Genomic DNA, 14,674 nt, shown 5'->3' with positions numbered 1-14,674 from the left:
GTCAGACAAAATAATCATCATATACAGCGGGAGCAGAGAGTATGGGCGTGACTGATAACGTCGCCTTGGCCAATGGAAAGCTATTGCAATACCAGGGACGAAAAGCCAGTCGCGTGAAAAGCGAACAACGTCGCCGTCTGATTTTAGAAGCGGCTTTGCGCATCATTATTTCAGAAGGTGTGCGCGGTATTCGCCATCGCGCTGTTGCCAAAGAAGCGGGGGTGCCGCTGGCAGCGACCACCTACTATTTCAAAGATATCGATGAACTTATTATTGATACCTTCACCTTGTACACCGAAAAAGCGCTGATGGTGGTCAACGATTTCACCGAGCAGTTTTATCAGCCGTTTTTGCAGGGCATTTCCAGCTCAGATTTGCGCACCCGCGATGGGGCCAACAAGATTGTGTCATCACTGGCGTTTCAATTGCGAGGATACATAGAAAATCAGACCGGCGTTGAGCGTGACATGCTGATTGTGGAACAAGCTTTCCGCTACGAGGCAGTGCTCAATGAGCGAGTACGTGAATTGGCGTTAATGCATCGTCAGGCTTTGTACTCGAAAGCGGTGGAGTTTTTGCAGTTGGTGAATTCGGATTCACCAGAGCAAGATGCCGATATCCTATTGGCTATGATCCAAGCGTTGGAATACGGCACCTTGTTATCGGCTCAGCCCGATTACGATCATATTGAACAAACGTTAAAGCGTTATTTGCAATTGTTGGTTCGTGACTTTATTAGCGCTTAAGGTGATAACCGAAACGCTCCAATACGCCGACCATAACGTGCAGCTCTGCTGAGCTCAGGCGATTGATCTGATAGCAATGCTCGCATAAAAATGGGTGTTGCTGCGTTAAGGTAGCGACGCTGACATCAGTATCCATTTTACAATGCTGGCAAGTGATAGGGACTAACACCCGTTCAGACATAATGGTGCTGATGTGATCGTCCTGATGCGCGTACTCAGCTCGCAATGGTTGATTCATACTTTACCTGATTCCCTGCCGGATCCCCGGAATGCTAAACAACTGTTAAGAGCGTAGCAGGCACGCCACAAGTGCCTGTATCTTCACCCTGCTTTCTGGTGACGTTTTGTAGCTCTTTGGCTTGCTTTGATACTCCAAAGTAATAGGAGTGTAGTACATGTGTAACAAAAAAGAACATTAGGGGGTGAATCAGGCCAAAATCAACCAAAAGGATGGTGCTGTCACACGTATTTTAAGTGACTAATTTGCCAGCAAGGCTTGCTCATTGCTGCCTTGTAACCAATCTGTAATCGACTCGGCTATGGCCAAGCTGGCGGTAAGCCCTGGGCTTTCGATACCGAACAGGTGTACGAAGGCTGGGCAGTCTGTGCGACTGAACTCAACCTGAAAGTCTTTTCCGGGCATTGTGGCGTCCGAAAGCTTGGGACGAATGCCACTGTAATCTGGCTGCAAACGCGACCAATCCAACGTCGGTAAGTAGCGTTTGATGGCGCTGACGAACTGCTGCTTAGCCGTTAAGTCCACCCGATAGTCGTCAAGGTCTGATTGATAGTTGACGTCGGGGCCGAACTTTAACTGGCCGGATAAATCCACTGTGGCATGAATACCGAGCCCGGTTAAATTTGCGTCAGGGAGAGGGTAAACCAGATGGCTCACTGGGCTGTGACCGTGATAACGAAAATACTGGCCACGACAGGGATATAACGTCGGGATACGCTCTGAGCTAAGCTGGCAACGTTGAGCAACCTTTTGTGCATGTAGCCCGGCACAATTGATGAGAACTCGGCTGCGCAGCGTAAAGCTCTGTTCGCCGGACTGCAGCCTTAGCGTCCAGCCTTGCTGCTGTGCGTTCGCTTCAATCAGTCGGCAGCGATATTGAATGTGCGCTTGTTGCTGCAATGCCAGCGCTTCTAGCCGCTGCATAAAGGTGTGGCTATCGACGATGCCGGTGGTGGGTGATAGCAAGGCTGCTTGTGCACTGACACAGGGTTCTAGTTGCTGCAGTTGCTGCTGATTTAATTCCTGTAACTCGACACCCGTAGCCGTGCCGTGGTTATAGAGGGCTTGCAGCTGATCCATCTGGTCGGGCTGCGCTACGATCAGTTTGCCCAGGGCGTGAAAAGGGACCTTGTAGCGTCGACAGAACTCGTACAACAGCTGTTTGCCGCGTAAGCACCAGCGCTGTTTTAGCGAAGCGTGGGGATAATAGATGCCGGCATGAATCACTTCGCTATTGCGGCTACTGGTTTCTTCGCCCATGTGTGGGTGCTGTTCAATCAGTAACACGCTCTGTTGTTGTGACAGGTAGTAAGCCGTGGCCAGGCCGACAACACCCGCGCCAATAATTACTGTGTCAAAGTCATGGTCATGCATGTCGAAGCCGCCTGGAGAGTCAGCAAAAATAGCGTGCAGCATGGTATCCCAGTTTTATTTGGATAGCAGCGAACGGCAATATGAAGACGCTACGAATCGCCTGTGATTGCTTGCGGAGCTCCATCGTCTGCTCGCTAAAGTCAGGCGGTAATCCGTATCGGTGCTTTGTTCTGGAATAAGGAGCGAGTAACATAGGCGCGCCTAATTTGAGGGGGTCTGAATGAACGCCGCTGAGTTTGAAAACATTGCTATGGCGATTGGTATTCCGCTGCTGATCGGCTTTATGCTGTTTATTATTTACGATTTAGGTAAACGTTCGAACGCTGGCAAGTGGGGTATGTTCGTACTGTTCTTCGCACTGGGGTTGGGGATGCTGGGTTTCATCGTCAAAACCGTGCTGGTCGAGTTTATGGACTTGTAAGCTCTCTCGGCCATCTTTCCTACTTTTAGGTCTCTCGCGGCACATTGTTGACTTTGTAGCCGCCCCGCTCTGTGAAATGTCTGTTTCGCCATGGTGGATACTGTGGTTGTTGTCTATATGTTAATCATTACCTGCGTGCCGGGCAGTGTGCTCGAGTTGGATTTTGTCGCAGGGCGAAACTCAGGACGCTTCAATAACAATAACTGACAGAGCGGGGTGCGCCATGGCGTTAACGCTGCAGAAGCTACAAGATCAGCCCGCCAATGTGTCACTGGTGCCAGTACCGGAGACGTTATCGTCTGGAGCGAGGCGCCGCGTGTATTTGTGCAACCTACCGGATGGTACTGACTCGCTGGCGGGCTTTACCCCGCAAATTAAAGAGCTCATCCTCGATGCACTTCCAGTGGCGGATATGGTGTTGGCACGCCAGGAGCAATATCGCGACTGGCCGCTCTACCTGTTCTTTATTAACCCAAGATTGAGTGCCAGCTATAACGCCAGCTTGTTATCGCGCTTTTTGGCAGAGCAACGTCATCAGCCTGGCTGCTTGGCACCGGTGGCGGCCAGCCACGCTGCCGTGGTGCACAGTTTCCGTCTGCTGGCCAGCACTCCAGGGGATCATGATCGATTCCGGCAAATGGCGTTGTTGTACCTGGGTGATACGGCCAATCAGAGAGCCATGCAACGCTTCAGCCAGCAGATGGGTATGGCATTTAGATTTCAGGCGCTTTACTGATCTGTGCCGTGACTTAACTGTCAGCTGCAGCGTACACTGGGAGTATGGTTAAGGAGATCGCGTATGCCCAATGACAGCCTGAAACAGCAACTCGAGCAACTGCATGAAACACTGCAGCAGCAGCCTGAACTCAATGACAGTGATCGTCAGCTGGTGAAGCAGATCGCCCAGGATATTGAACAAATGGGGGTTGCGGATGATGATTTGAGCGAGCGCATTCGCCAGCAGGCGGTGCAGTTTGAGCAGCAACACCCGGCGATCGCAGAGGCGCTGCGACAAGTGATGGACACGCTGGCCAGAATTGGAGTCTGAGCATGAGACACATGCCTACGCTGACGGAAGTCATGACCGCCTTTCCTGTACACGTCGATGAAAAGGATTCAATCGCTGCCTGTGCTGAGGTCATGAAAGAGCATCATTGTCATCATCTACCGGTTTTGCGTGGACATGAGCCGGTTGGCGTGTTGAGCACTCGGGAAATTGAATTGGCGCGTCAACCGGGCACACGCACCGCCGACTTGGTCGACTTGACCGCAGGAGACTTGTGCCGCCAGTTCGATAGCGTGGATTTGCATACCCGGCTGGATGTGGTGCTGGATAACATGGCCGACCAAGGCGAGGACGCTGTCCTGGTGATGCGCCAAGGGCGCATGGCCGGTATTTTAACTAGCCAAGATGTATGTCGATCTTATGCCGCTTGGCTCAAGGATCATTATCTACCGACGGACGATCCGGAAATCGCCTAACCATGGCCGATATTTGACCTGTGAGCCATCGCCACATCGCAGGTCAAATTGTCCGCAATGCACAGTTGTGGTTCCTCTTTTTTGAAATGTGCTTGAAGTTGGCGCACTTTTCAGACCTCTGGCGGTCTTTTTCGCCGAAATACAGGCTTTTTGATGTTGGTATGCTCCTTGCCATTCCTTAGCAACGGAGGAACCTGCCATGTACAAAATTGCTGATATAAACGACTACCGCGCCACTGCCAATGTGACAGCCGATACTGCACCACAGTGGATGTCGGCGGTGACGCACATACTCGAGCATCGTTCACAAGACGATGAGTGCTTAGAACAATTGCTGCAACTGCTGGCGCAGCATTGTGGATTGAGCAATGTTTCCGTGGCCGTGCCAGAAGCCAGCCGTCGCTTTAAGGCGCGCTTTTGCACCACCGGGGTTGTCAACGGTGTGTACAGCTTCGCTGTTCAACACGCTCTGTGCCGCCAGTTTGAGTCGGGTGAATGGTTGGCCATTCGTGACGGACAAGAGCGGCCGGATGTGTTTGAAGCAGGGCTCCATTCGCTGACTGCTCAGCATCGCTGTTTATTGGTTCCTATTACATTGCGACAGACTGTATTAGCGGTGCTGGTGATGGACGTTCGCCAATACAACGGTGCATTTGATGCGGCAACGGTACGCTACTTTGCAGTGCAGATGGCCAACCTAATGGCTACGCAAGTGGTGCCGAATTTCACCACCCTGTATGCAAGACCGTATCAGCGGGTACAAGAAAACGAAATCGACGATATCCGCTCTGCCATCGAACGTTGCAATGGCAATAAAACCATGGCGGCACGTGTGCTGGGCTTAACGCCGCGACAACTGCGGTATCGCTTGGCCAAATTGGAAGCGCTGCCACAGTCATCATAGTGTCATTAGTGTGCTGTCAGACTTGGCTTTTTTCAGGTCTGACACACAGTTATGTCTGCACTTCGACTCGCGGTTGTTACGGAAACCTACCTGCCAGATGTCAATGGCGTAGCGCATTCATTGCACCAACTGTTGTCTGCTTTGGACAGTGACCGGGTTGAGGTGCGTTTGTACCGGCCCAAGCCACGCCAATCTTGGGTTCCTTCATTACCAGAACACTGGTGCCGTGGTATTCGCATACCTATGTACCCTGACTTACAGTTGGGAGTGCCGCGCTGCGGTTGGCTCAAGCAGTGCTGGCAAAAGTGGCGCCCGGATGTGGTGTACATCGCCACCGAGGGGCCGCTCGGCTACAGTGCGTTGCGGCTTGCCAAGCGACTGAGTCTTCCTGTCATCAGCGCATTTCATACCAATTTTCATCGATACAGCGATTTTTATGGGTTGTCTTGGATACATCCACTGACCCTGACCTGGCTGCGACGATTTCACAATCAGACCTTGGCCACTCTTGTTCCGTCTCACGACACGGCACATAGCCTTCATCGTGCCGGTATTCATGGCTTGCAGGTGTTGCCCCATGGTGTTGATTGCCAACGCTTTCATCCAGCGCACCGCTGTGGCTCCTTGCGCCAGCAGCTCGATGGTGAAGTGATGCTGTACGTAGGGCGCATCGCGGCGGAAAAAAACATTCCCGTGGCGCTGAACGCGTTTCGCGCATTACAGCAGCGCCGTCCGCAGCTACGGTTGGTGATGGTGGGCGATGGGCCGTTGCGGGAGCAACTTCAGCAGTGCAACCCGGACGTTCTGTTTACGGGTGTCCTGAAAGGTGAAGAGCTGGCTCGGTATTATGCCAGCGCCGATGTTTTTGTCTTTCCCAGTCAAACCGAGACGTTTGGTCTGGTCACGCTGGAAGCCATGGCCAGTGGCTTGCCGGTGGTGGCGTACGCCAGTGCGGCAGCGCAGCAGTTTGTGGTCAGTGGTGAGAGTGGCGAGCTGTCCGCAGACGCATCTGCCGACGGCTTCGGGGCGGCGTGCGAGCGCATGTTAAATCAAGATCTAAGCAAGGCCGGGCAGGCAGCCAGGGCCATGGCAGAGCAGTTGAGTTGGGTTCATATTGCACAGCAGTTTGAGGCACTGCTAGAGCAAGTGATACAGCATCCAAATGGCACGCCCGCTCGCTCTGTTCATTCCATGGTATGAGCTTTGCAGCTCCATGAGTCACATCTCATTGGGGAGCCGGTCATGGAGTTCAATCGTCAGAACATCGCACTGTTGCAAAAGATCAAACGTCTGGCCAAAGACGAGCAAGGTGCAGAGATTCATTTTGATTCACTCACCCTGGAAAATGATCTTCGAGTCTTGGTCAGCAGCGGCGTCAGTGCTGATCTGCTGGCGTTGGTTGAAGCGTTCTTACCTACCCGAGAACCTGACCCTGCATTAACTCAAGAGCCTCGTGTTTATCGCGGCAGCCCGCAGTTGGTAGATGATCGTCCACGAACGGCGAAGCGTACGCAGCGTGTGTATCGTGGCCAGGTGGTCTCTGCCTAGTGCACTGCCGCAGCGCAAGGCATGTCATCGTGAACCGGCATGGGGCGGGCACTCTGCTGTGAAGCTAGACTGACAGCAAAGGAGTGACATGGAAGGAAAAGGGTGCCTCGCCAACGACTGAAGCACTACCCCATATCGGTGGCAGCAGGACTGATGGTATTGGTCTTTGTGCTGGCTTTGTTTTCTCACAGCAGCGGCCAAAGCCAACATTGGCTGAGTCGCCTGGATTATTTGCTGTTTGATGTGCGCTTTCAGTGGTTGGGTGCGCCTGTGGTGGCCGCGAGCAGCGACCATCGCATCGTAATCGTAGATGTTGACGAGGCTTCCTTGGCTGAAGTCGGACGCTGGCCTTGGAGCAGGGCGCGCTTAGCTCAACTAGTTGACCGCTTGGCGGATGCTGGCGCGGCTGTGGTGGCGTTTGATGTGGTGTTTTCAGAAGCGGAGGCCAACCCTCTGGATCAAGCCGCCGAACGTGCCCAACAGATAAATATTCCTTTTGTTCTGCCAACTTGGCGTGCAGAGATTGATGCCGATCTAACCTTTGCCCGCAGTATTGGTGCTATGGATACCGTGCTGGGGTTCTTTTTTCTTGATCAAAGTGTGCAACACGGGGTGTTACCGCGACCTTTGCAGCAATGGTCCGTGGAGCAAAGCCAAAACACCATTCACATCAGCAAGCCAGGTTTTGCTGCCAATATCGAGGTACTGCAAAACAGCGCTCAGCATGCGGGGTTTGTGACCACATTTGTAGACGGGGATGGCGTTGTGCGCCGCTCTCCGATGCTGATTGCGCATCAGCATGCTCTCTATCCATCACTGTCGCTGGCAACAGTAATGACGTATTTGCTGGTTGACGATGTTGGCATTGCTTCCGTGCCGGTGGGTGAATTATCGGCGCTGCACCACTTGCATTTGTTGGATCAGCACATTCGTACCGATGCCGCAGGGCGAGTGATTGTGCCTTTTCGGGGGAAAAAAGGCAGTTACGTCTATGTGTCTGCAGCGCAGTTATTGGCTGGTCAGGTGGACAGCGAGATTCTGGAGGGCGCTATTGTCCTGGTGGGAACATCGGCTCAAGGGTTGGCGGATTTGCGCACCACACCGTTGCAAACTCAATATCCCGGTGTTGAAGTCCACGCCAACCTGATAGATGGCCTGTTGCAAGGGCAATTTCCCTACCGCCCTGACTGGGAGGCTGGTGCCTTGTGGGTGCAGACGGTATTGGTTGGCTTGCTGTTGTCATTTTTACTGCCGCGGTTAAGTCCGGTCCTTACCGTGGCGCTTTGTGTTGCCTGTGTTCTGTGTGTTGTTGCCCTCAATTATTACTGGTGGGCAACACATGGGCTGGATATCCGCTTGGCCATTCTGCTATTGCTCATTTTTTTATTGATGCTTATGAGCTTGGCCGATGGCTTTCGTCGTGAGTATCTATCGCGGCGGCGGCTAAGAGGGATGTTTGATCAATACGTCCCCCCAGCCCATATCGAACATATGATGGCCGACCCACAGCAATATCAGTTTGACGGTGAAAGCCGCACACTCACCGTATTGTTTAGCGACATTCGCAATTTCACCCGTATATCGGAGCAACTGAGCGCGAGTGAATTAAAGCAGCTGCTAAACCGGTATTTCACCCCCATTACTCGTTTGATTTTCGATCATGATGGCACTATCGATAAGTACGTTGGTGACATGGTGGTGGCGTTTTGGGGGGCGCCCATCGCCGATGAGCGCCATGCGCATAATGCTGTGGCAGCGGCGTTAGCCATTCTGTCGGTGACAGAAACCTTGAGTCGTCGTTATGAGCAACAAGGGTTACCGGCCATTCGTGTCGGTATCGGTTTGAATACCGGCATTATGAACGTTGGTGATATGGGGTCAGCGTATCGTCGGTCATATACAGTATTGGGCGATGCGGTGAACTTAGGGTCTCGATTAGAGAGTATTACTAAATACTATCAGGTGCCGATTCTAGTCAGTGAATATACACGCCAACAAGCACCAGAGTTTGTTTATCAGCTGGTGGACTGCATTCAAGTTAAAGGTAAGGAGCAAGCGGTTAGAGTGTATCGCCCCTTGTGCCACAGAACGCAGCTGAATGACAACATAGAAGAGCAACTGGCAAAGCAGCAGCATGCTTATGGGCTTTATTTGGCGCGTCAGTGGAATGCAGCGGAGCAGGCATTTTCGGTTTTAGCCGACCTATACCCAACTTGTCGGTTTTATAACTTGTATGTTCAGAGGTGCAGAGAGTTTATTAGCCAGCCACCAGAAGAAGGCTGGAATGGTGTCTATCACCATTCCAGTAAGTAGCGTTAACGGCGGTTTTGCAATGGCCAAACAACGAGACCATCGGCTGTGTTGCCTTGCAAGTCTTGCAAAGAGAAGCCGCCCAGAAAATCACTGGCATCTGGGGCGATCAGTACACCACCAAATTCACTTGATTCTAAATTGAGCGCGCCACCATTGTGATCGCCTTTAAGCAACAGCATGTTCAACATGGCGGCATTTTGCCGATCGTACTCGATATTGCCGTTAAACTCGATCTTCCAGGCATCGGCAGCACCAAATACGGCCGCTAACTTGCCGTCAGAAATCTGTCCGTTATCGAAGTTCAGGGTAAAGCGACCGTCTACTTGCGAGAGTGTTTGTCCTTCGCCATTAACGCCGATGAAACTCGCTCCGGCTGCATCGGATGAAAAGTCTACTGTGCCGTAAAGGCCAGCCATGTCTGTCGCGCGAATCGGGGTTGCTGTCACCCACAGAGCGGTCTCGGCGCGGCTGTCGACCACATCAGGGTTAGATATATCAGGGTAGGATTGTACCGGTTGTTCAGTCGTACCAGCCCAAATACCCCATTCCACACCCGGTAAAGGCGTATCGCGCTGCACGCTGGTGCCAGCATAGCGAATGACTTCCGTGCTGTTACCCTCATTGGTGGTATAAAAAACCGGCTCAGCGTCATCTATAACGATAGCGATACCACCGGCTTGTTCGCCGCGTGACAATACAGCGCCGATGCGATCACTTTTTAGGAACACAGCATATTCTTGATCGCTGAGACGAAGGTCGGCTGATGTCGGTGGCTCAGGAACGGTTGGTGTGTCTGGATCACCGCCAGAGGAGGTGCCACAATCAGCCGGTGCATTCGGGCGTGAGCAGGCATCGACGATGTTGTTGTCTTTATCAACAATTTCGATATTGGTATCGGTTGCGCCTTCTTCTTCACCCTCAAGAGGATTAAGAGCCGGTTCTTCCGTGGTGGCCTCGGCGACAGTCGGAGTAGTGGATGTACCATTACCATCCGAGTCGATGGCATCGGATGAAAGCGTATCTGAGCTGTCTGCAGCCATATCAGAGCCATCGGCTGTCATTTCTGTGTCGTTAATCATATCAGTCGACTCATCGTTGCTTGCTAACTCGCGATCGCTGGCCGACTCAGTATTGGAGGTTTTGGCTTCAGGCTGAGGAGCGGCAGTCTCAGTGCCGCTATTGTCATCATTTGCAGCCAATTCTGCTTGGTTGGAAACGTCATCCGCGGTTTCGCTGGCTGTGGTATCGACTAGGTCGGTATCGGTAAGAGCTGCATCGTTATCATTCATAGATACGGACACGCTCTCATTGTCTGCCGGGGATTCTGAATCATCACGATTGTTGTCTGATGCAGGTGCGCGGGCTGTACTTCTGCTGCGGTTCATGGTGCGCGGTGTCGTATCCTGTAGCTCAGTGGGTGGAGCTAACAAGCCACTAAAGCCACTTTCATCCAATACGGCGAAATTGAAATCTGCCCCGGCTCCCAGTTCAAACTGACCGATGTCTGAAGACAGCGCGATAGCCCCTTCCCAGACACCCGCCAGTAAGGCTTGTTCTTGCAGCATGATGCTGTACAAGGTGCCGCGAATTCCGATGCTGGCGACGGGCGTTCGTACTTCGTAGTCGCTTTTGTCACCCTTGCCAATGGAGCCGGTTAGCGTACGGAAACCGCCTTCAACCAGCTCCATCAAAATGGTGCCGCCGCTTTCGCCTGGTGTGACTTGATAGGTACTTATGCGCAGTTCGGTATTGGGCTTGAGTGCCAGCAATGCGTTGTCAACGAAACGAATCTGAACTTTGCCATCTGCGGCGGTACGCAATGTATCGGTGACATACACCGGATCTCGTCTGCCAAGAGACCGTGCGGCCCCTTCTGCATCGATGGCGGTAACATCGCCACGGACCATAATCACACGGCCTGCTAACTCAGAGGCCTGAGCAGGCACCCAAGCCAGCAGCAGGGTTAAAAATAGGACTCTGTTCATTCTGATATACATAATCGCCTCCAGATACTGCGTCAGAATGACAGCGCTATGCCGGTTTCAAACAGGGAACGCTGGTATTCGTATACCTCGACGTTACTGCTGCTCTCGACCAAGCTGAGTTGAAAAAACATGCTCATCGTTGGGAGCAGCTGGCGGCTGTACCCAAGCGCGAACTGCGTGAGGTCTTCTTCGCGTGTTACCCCTGGGGCAAAGACGTTTTTGTCCGACAGTGGATTTTGATATTGCTGATGCTGATACAGTGCCATGCCATACCACTGCGCTTGACGACTGATGGCATATTGAAAGCTCCAGCTGGCGCTGAAACTGTCTCGCGCCAGGGAATCATCATCACCTATATCGGTTCTGATTGACCCTCTGAGCTGCTGCATGAAGCGTTGGTGGCTGTAGTTTACACCAAACTCGAGCTCTCCCTGCAGCAGATTCAGTGCCGAGTTACGCTGGTTGTTTTGCTGTTTAAGACCTGCGGTCGTGGTCCAGGCCCAGCGCTCGGAAAATGCTGTGAGCCACTCGCCTTCAGCGCCAATCTCGTCTTGGTACGACTCACCACCTAGATGATACTGGCGATATTGACCAGAAACGCCAAAAGAGTGTGAGCCGCGCATCACGCGCCAGCCGACATCGGCGTAGGCGCTGTTTAGGTCGTAATCGTTGTTTAGACCATTGTCTTTACGACTGGCGCCAAAGCGCACATCAATGCCGCTGCGCTGGCTCAGTGGGTACAGATATTGTGCGTGGCCTCTGAGCTGATAAAAGCCGCTGTCACTGGCGCGCTGATCTTCGCTAAGGATCGCTGTTAGCTGGCCGTCGAGTAATTGAATACGATCTTCATCGGTCGCAGCATTGATGTTGCTGTCGTAGCCCGCAGATATGCTCACGCCGGCTTGCCACTGCGGCTGGTTCTGCTCACGACGGCGCTCTATGCGATTCAGGAACTGCTCGACGGTGCTCACGACGCGCTCAGGTGGTTGGGAATCCAGGGCACGACGGAACTCGCGCTCCGCACCATCCAAGTTGTCGAGATAAAAGTGCGCCCTCGCCAATTCCAGCCGATAGCGGATGACGTCAGGGTAGGCGCTGATCAGTCGCTCGAACACAAACAGTGCCTCTTGATAATGGCCGGTCTGAGCGGCACTAAAACCATAGTAAAAATCAAATGCTGGATCGCCTTCGTACGCCAGAAGCTGCTGCTGAGCGACGGCATACGCGTGTTGATATTGTCCTTGCTCAACAGCACTGCGCAGTACCAGTAACGGGTCTGCTTGCTGCTGCGGATCATTGCTCTCGTCGGCTGATGCTGTCATGCCTAGGCACCATGCCAAGGCGACCATCACTGCCTTACGAGTCGTGGGAAACAGTCCACGCTTCATAACTCTCTATCCACAATCGGAGAATACTGCATCTTAGTGTGCCTTGTTATTCGCGAATTGCCACTTTTACCGCACATTGACATCCCGACTATCTGGGAAATGAGCAAGGGATGGGCCAAAACCATGTACTCCTTATGGTCTTTTTGATGTGAATCAAGCCACCTTCGTGTCTGCACCGGCGGGCCGAAAACGGCTTGATCCAAATCAACCGTGGCCGCTGCAGGCTTGTTATGTTGAGTGCATATCAACGACGGCCGCTCACTGTTAGCGCTCGTCAGCTGGCGGCAACATCGACACAGAGGTAAGCGCTATGTTTATGGATGAAGTGGTTTTATCGGGTTTAATTATTGTCGGTCTAACCTGTGCATTTTTTGGTGGTGTGTATTGGGCGGTGAAAAAAGACATCAGCAAGCACGGCACCGGAGAGTAATTGCTAGATCGTTCTAGCCGTCGGCGTAAACGCAGTGACGTCGACGTAGCAGTCTGATTCTGCGCTGAGTACCTTGCCTCTGGGCCCGGCAGTATTGCCTGTGGCCCTTTTTTATTTACTGATGCCCTGCCAATACTATGGCACTGATGTTTTCGCGCCTCAGTAATTCTTGTAGCTGCTCTAGGTCCTGGCCTTCTTTCACCGGCCCAATCCTAACACGATGAATTGGCCTTTGCTCACTTGGCTTATGCTCTGCAATGGTGACTGGCCAGCGTTGTTGTAACGTCGTCTGCAGTCGCTGCTGCAGTCGTGCCGCTGCCTGTGCATCGCTGAGTGCTGCCACTTGCAGCCAGCGAACACTGTGTGGCTCCGGGGGCTTGAGAACCTCTATGCGCACCGGCGCGGTGCCTTGTTTGTGCATGTCCAAGCGTTTGGCGGCAACATAAGATAGGTCGATGATTCGGCCTTGGTGAAATGGTCCGCGATCGTTCACTCTGACCACCACGTTGGCACCTGTGTCGAGGCGTGTCACTCGCACGTAACTCGGTAGTGGCAGCGTTTTATGCGCAGCGGTAAAAGCGTAAACGTCGTAAGTTTCGCCGTTGGAGGTCTGATGGCCGTGAAATTTCATCCCATACCAAGAGGCGATGCCTTCTTCGCTATAAGGATGCGCCTCGCGCATGACCTGGTAGCGTTGTCCAAGCACCTCATAACTATCCGGATTGCCAAGCACGCTGCGCGGCTCGGTTTTGGGGGTCGGCTCAGTGAGCTGTTGCCAGCCCTCTTTAGGCGGCGGGGTGAAGTCGTGTTGGTGTTGATAACGCGAGGTGGCACATCCAGTTAGTATCAGCACCAGGGCGGCCAAGGCCGCCCATTGTGTTGTCATTGCAGAGCCTCGCTGAGCTGGAACACCGCCATCGCATACAGACGGCTGTGGTTATAGCGAGTGATGACGTAAAAGTTGTGCGCACCTAGCCAGTATTCCGTTCCTTGCTGAGCTTCCAGTTGCATCAATGTGGCGTCGGCGTTGTCGGCCACTTGATCGTCAATCGTTACTCCCAATGCACGGAACTCACCGGCGCTAAAACGCGGTTTTAGCTTGCTGTTGATCATATCGGCGGGCACCTTTTTAACGTCGGTAACCGGCACTGTGATCAACTCTCCCGCACGCCAACCATGGCGCTTAAAGTAGTTCGCCACACTGGCAATGGCATCTTGTGGGTTGTTCCACAGGTCGCGTTTGCCGTCGTGGTCGGCATCGACGGCATAGCTCAGGTAGCTGGTGGGAATAAACTGGCCATAGCCCATGGCTCCGGCGTAAGAGCCTTTAATGCTCGCTAGGTCCAGCTGCTCTTTTTCGGCCAGCGCAAAAAATGCTTTTAATTCGCGCCAAAATAGCGGGCGCTTGGGGTAATCAAAAGCCAGAGTGGCTAAGGAGTCGAGTACGCGATAGCTTCCTTGGCGCTGGCCGTAATAGGTTTCAACGCCGATCACAGCGGCAATAATGGCTGGGTCAACGCCGTATTTTTGCTGCGCTGCCTCGAGCTCTTTGGCGTAGGTTTGCAGGAATTGTTTGCCTTGCTTGATGCGGCTGTCGGTCAAAAAAATCTTACGGTATTCGTGCCACTCCAAGCGCCGCTCTGCTGGACGTGAAATTGCCTCCAACACGGAATCCATGCGTTCGGCTTGCGATAACCAGTGGCGGGCGGTATCGGCCGAAATGCCATATTCGGAGTGCAGCTCTTGGGTAAATTGTTCGAATTTAGGGTGTTGGTCATAGGCCGCCTGGGCGCCCAATGAAGTCAAGGACATGGCCAATAGTGCAGCACGTACGCGCATTGTGTT

Annotated in this window: 16 protein-coding genes; 10 read left to right on the top strand and 6 right to left on the bottom strand. The window is 52.9% G+C overall.

The window, feature by feature from the left end:
• Window positions 1–41 precede the first annotated feature (41 nt).
• Window positions 42–746 (top strand): TetR/AcrR family transcriptional regulator, encoded by a 705-nt coding sequence (locus CHH28_RS19640; RefSeq protein ID WP_094061907.1) that lies wholly within the window; start codon window positions 42–44, stop codon window positions 744–746.
• Here the strand turns inward: CHH28_RS19640 and CHH28_RS19635 are convergent.
• Both CHH28_RS19635 and CHH28_RS19630 read right to left on the bottom strand, forming a co-directional pair.
• Window positions 736–984 (bottom strand): hypothetical protein, encoded by a 249-nt coding sequence (locus CHH28_RS19635; protein ID WP_094061906.1) that lies wholly within the window; start codon window positions 982–984, stop codon window positions 736–738. The genes CHH28_RS19640 and CHH28_RS19635 overlap by 11 nt on opposite strands.
• A gap of 240 nt (window positions 985–1,224) precedes the next feature.
• Window positions 1,225–2,400 carry an NAD(P)/FAD-dependent oxidoreductase gene (locus tag CHH28_RS19630; RefSeq protein WP_199243955.1) on the bottom strand — a complete coding sequence of 392 codons (1,176 nt, stop codon included), beginning with the start codon at window positions 2,398–2,400 and terminating at the stop codon, window positions 1,225–1,227.
• Between the two features lie 178 nt (window positions 2,401–2,578).
• Between CHH28_RS19630 and CHH28_RS19625 the strand changes: the two genes are divergently transcribed.
• The 8 genes from CHH28_RS19625 to CHH28_RS19590 all read left to right on the top strand — a co-directional run bounded on the left by CHH28_RS19625 (window position 2,579) and on the right by CHH28_RS19590 (window position 9,026).
• Entirely contained in the window at window positions 2,579–2,779 is a 201-nt protein-coding gene (locus CHH28_RS19625; RefSeq protein ID WP_094061905.1) for a DUF2788 domain-containing protein, read from the top strand.
• 223 nt (window positions 2,780–3,002) lie between these two features.
• A complete protein-coding gene (locus CHH28_RS19620; RefSeq protein ID WP_094061904.1) occupies window positions 3,003–3,515 on the top strand; it encodes a hypothetical protein in 513 nt (170 codons plus the stop codon).
• A gap of 63 nt (window positions 3,516–3,578) precedes the next feature.
• Window positions 3,579–3,827 carry a DUF4404 family protein gene (locus CHH28_RS19615; RefSeq protein ID WP_094061903.1) on the top strand — a complete coding sequence of 83 codons (249 nt, stop codon included), beginning with the start codon at window positions 3,579–3,581 and terminating at the stop codon, window positions 3,825–3,827.
• Between the two features lie 2 nt (window positions 3,828–3,829).
• Window positions 3,830–4,261 carry a CBS domain-containing protein gene (locus CHH28_RS19610; protein WP_157730018.1) on the top strand — a complete coding sequence of 144 codons (432 nt, stop codon included), beginning with the start codon at window positions 3,830–3,832 and terminating at the stop codon, window positions 4,259–4,261.
• Window positions 4,262–4,460: 199 nt separating this feature from the next.
• Window positions 4,461–5,165 carry a helix-turn-helix domain-containing protein gene (locus CHH28_RS19605; RefSeq protein ID WP_094061902.1) on the top strand — a complete coding sequence of 235 codons (705 nt, stop codon included), beginning with the start codon at window positions 4,461–4,463 and terminating at the stop codon, window positions 5,163–5,165.
• A 51-nt stretch (window positions 5,166–5,216) separates the two neighbouring features.
• Window positions 5,217–6,365 (top strand): glycosyltransferase family 4 protein, encoded by a 1,149-nt coding sequence (locus tag CHH28_RS19600; protein WP_094061901.1) that lies wholly within the window; start codon window positions 5,217–5,219, stop codon window positions 6,363–6,365.
• 42 nt (window positions 6,366–6,407) lie between these two features.
• Complete coding sequence (locus CHH28_RS19595; RefSeq protein WP_094061900.1) at window positions 6,408–6,713, top strand: hypothetical protein; 306 nt, start codon at window positions 6,408–6,410, stop codon at window positions 6,711–6,713.
• A gap of 102 nt (window positions 6,714–6,815) precedes the next feature.
• Window positions 6,816–9,026, top strand: coding sequence for a CHASE2 domain-containing protein (locus tag CHH28_RS19590; RefSeq protein WP_157730017.1), 2,211 nt, complete (start codon window positions 6,816–6,818; stop codon window positions 9,024–9,026).
• Window positions 9,027–9,028: 2 nt separating this feature from the next.
• Here the strand turns inward: CHH28_RS19590 and CHH28_RS19585 are convergent, their stop codons facing one another.
• Together CHH28_RS19585 and CHH28_RS19580 are read right to left on the bottom strand one after the other, a co-directional pair.
• Window positions 9,029–11,011: a FecR domain-containing protein gene (locus CHH28_RS19585; RefSeq protein ID WP_157730016.1), complete on the bottom strand. Its 1,983-nt coding sequence runs from the start codon at window positions 11,009–11,011 to the stop codon at window positions 9,029–9,031.
• Between the two features lie 32 nt (window positions 11,012–11,043).
• Window positions 11,044–12,399, bottom strand: a complete 1,356-nt coding sequence (locus tag CHH28_RS19580) for a tetratricopeptide repeat protein (RefSeq protein WP_094061897.1) — start codon at window positions 12,397–12,399, stop codon at window positions 11,044–11,046.
• A 310-nt stretch (window positions 12,400–12,709) separates the two neighbouring features.
• On the opposite strand from CHH28_RS19580, the gene ccoM reads away from it, so the two are divergent.
• Window positions 12,710–12,829, top strand: a complete 120-nt coding sequence (gene ccoM / locus CHH28_RS20455; protein ID WP_332881223.1) for a cytochrome c oxidase subunit CcoM — start codon at window positions 12,710–12,712, stop codon at window positions 12,827–12,829.
• 115 nt (window positions 12,830–12,944) lie between these two features.
• On the opposite strand, the gene CHH28_RS20435 is transcribed toward ccoM, so the two are convergent.
• Window positions 12,945–13,715, bottom strand: a complete 771-nt coding sequence (locus CHH28_RS20435) for a septal ring lytic transglycosylase RlpA family protein (RefSeq protein WP_094061896.1) — start codon at window positions 13,713–13,715, stop codon at window positions 12,945–12,947.
• A complete protein-coding gene (mltB, locus tag CHH28_RS19570) occupies window positions 13,712–14,668 on the bottom strand; it encodes a lytic murein transglycosylase B (protein WP_094061895.1) in 957 nt (318 codons plus the stop codon). Before mltB ends, CHH28_RS20435 begins: the two co-directional genes overlap by 4 nt.
• Window positions 14,669–14,674 lie beyond the last annotated feature (6 nt).

This window comes from Bacterioplanes sanyensis, from assembly GCF_002237535.1.
GTDB lineage: Bacteria > Pseudomonadota > Gammaproteobacteria > Pseudomonadales > Oceanobacteraceae > Bacterioplanes > Bacterioplanes sanyensis_A.
This window is presented reverse-complemented; position numbering and strand designations above follow the sequence as displayed.

What these genes read in the sequence shown, in the direction of transcription:
- CHH28_RS19640 (WP_094061907.1), top strand. Translation starts at nt 42, where the DNA reads ATGGGCGTGACTGATAACGTCGCCTTGGCCAATGGAAAGCTATTGCAA.
- CHH28_RS19635 (WP_094061906.1), bottom strand. Translation starts at nt 984, where the DNA reads ATGAATCAACCATTGCGAGCTGAGTACGCGCATCAGGACGATCACATC.
- CHH28_RS19630 (WP_199243955.1), bottom strand. Translation starts at nt 2,400, where the DNA reads ATGCTGCACGCTATTTTTGCTGACTCTCCAGGCGGCTTCGACATGCAT.
- CHH28_RS19625 (WP_094061905.1), top strand. Translation starts at nt 2,579, where the DNA reads ATGAACGCCGCTGAGTTTGAAAACATTGCTATGGCGATTGGTATTCCG.
- CHH28_RS19620 (WP_094061904.1), top strand. Translation starts at nt 3,003, where the DNA reads ATGGCGTTAACGCTGCAGAAGCTACAAGATCAGCCCGCCAATGTGTCA.
- CHH28_RS19615 (WP_094061903.1), top strand. Translation starts at nt 3,579, where the DNA reads ATGCCCAATGACAGCCTGAAACAGCAACTCGAGCAACTGCATGAAACA.
- CHH28_RS19610 (WP_157730018.1), top strand. Translation starts at nt 3,830, where the DNA reads ATGAGACACATGCCTACGCTGACGGAAGTCATGACCGCCTTTCCTGTA.
- CHH28_RS19605 (WP_094061902.1), top strand. Translation starts at nt 4,461, where the DNA reads ATGTACAAAATTGCTGATATAAACGACTACCGCGCCACTGCCAATGTG.
- CHH28_RS19600 (WP_094061901.1), top strand. Translation starts at nt 5,217, where the DNA reads ATGTCTGCACTTCGACTCGCGGTTGTTACGGAAACCTACCTGCCAGAT.
- CHH28_RS19595 (WP_094061900.1), top strand. Translation starts at nt 6,408, where the DNA reads ATGGAGTTCAATCGTCAGAACATCGCACTGTTGCAAAAGATCAAACGT.
- CHH28_RS19585 (WP_157730016.1), bottom strand. Translation starts at nt 11,011, where the DNA reads ATGAACAGAGTCCTATTTTTAACCCTGCTGCTGGCTTGGGTGCCTGCT.
- CHH28_RS19580 (WP_094061897.1), bottom strand. Translation starts at nt 12,399, where the DNA reads ATGAAGCGTGGACTGTTTCCCACGACTCGTAAGGCAGTGATGGTCGCC.
- ccoM (WP_332881223.1), top strand. Translation starts at nt 12,710, where the DNA reads ATGTTTATGGATGAAGTGGTTTTATCGGGTTTAATTATTGTCGGTCTA.
- CHH28_RS20435 (WP_094061896.1), bottom strand. Translation starts at nt 13,715, where the DNA reads ATGACAACACAATGGGCGGCCTTGGCCGCCCTGGTGCTGATACTAACT.
- mltB (WP_094061895.1), bottom strand. Translation starts at nt 14,668, where the DNA reads ATGCGCGTACGTGCTGCACTATTGGCCATGTCCTTGACTTCATTGGGC.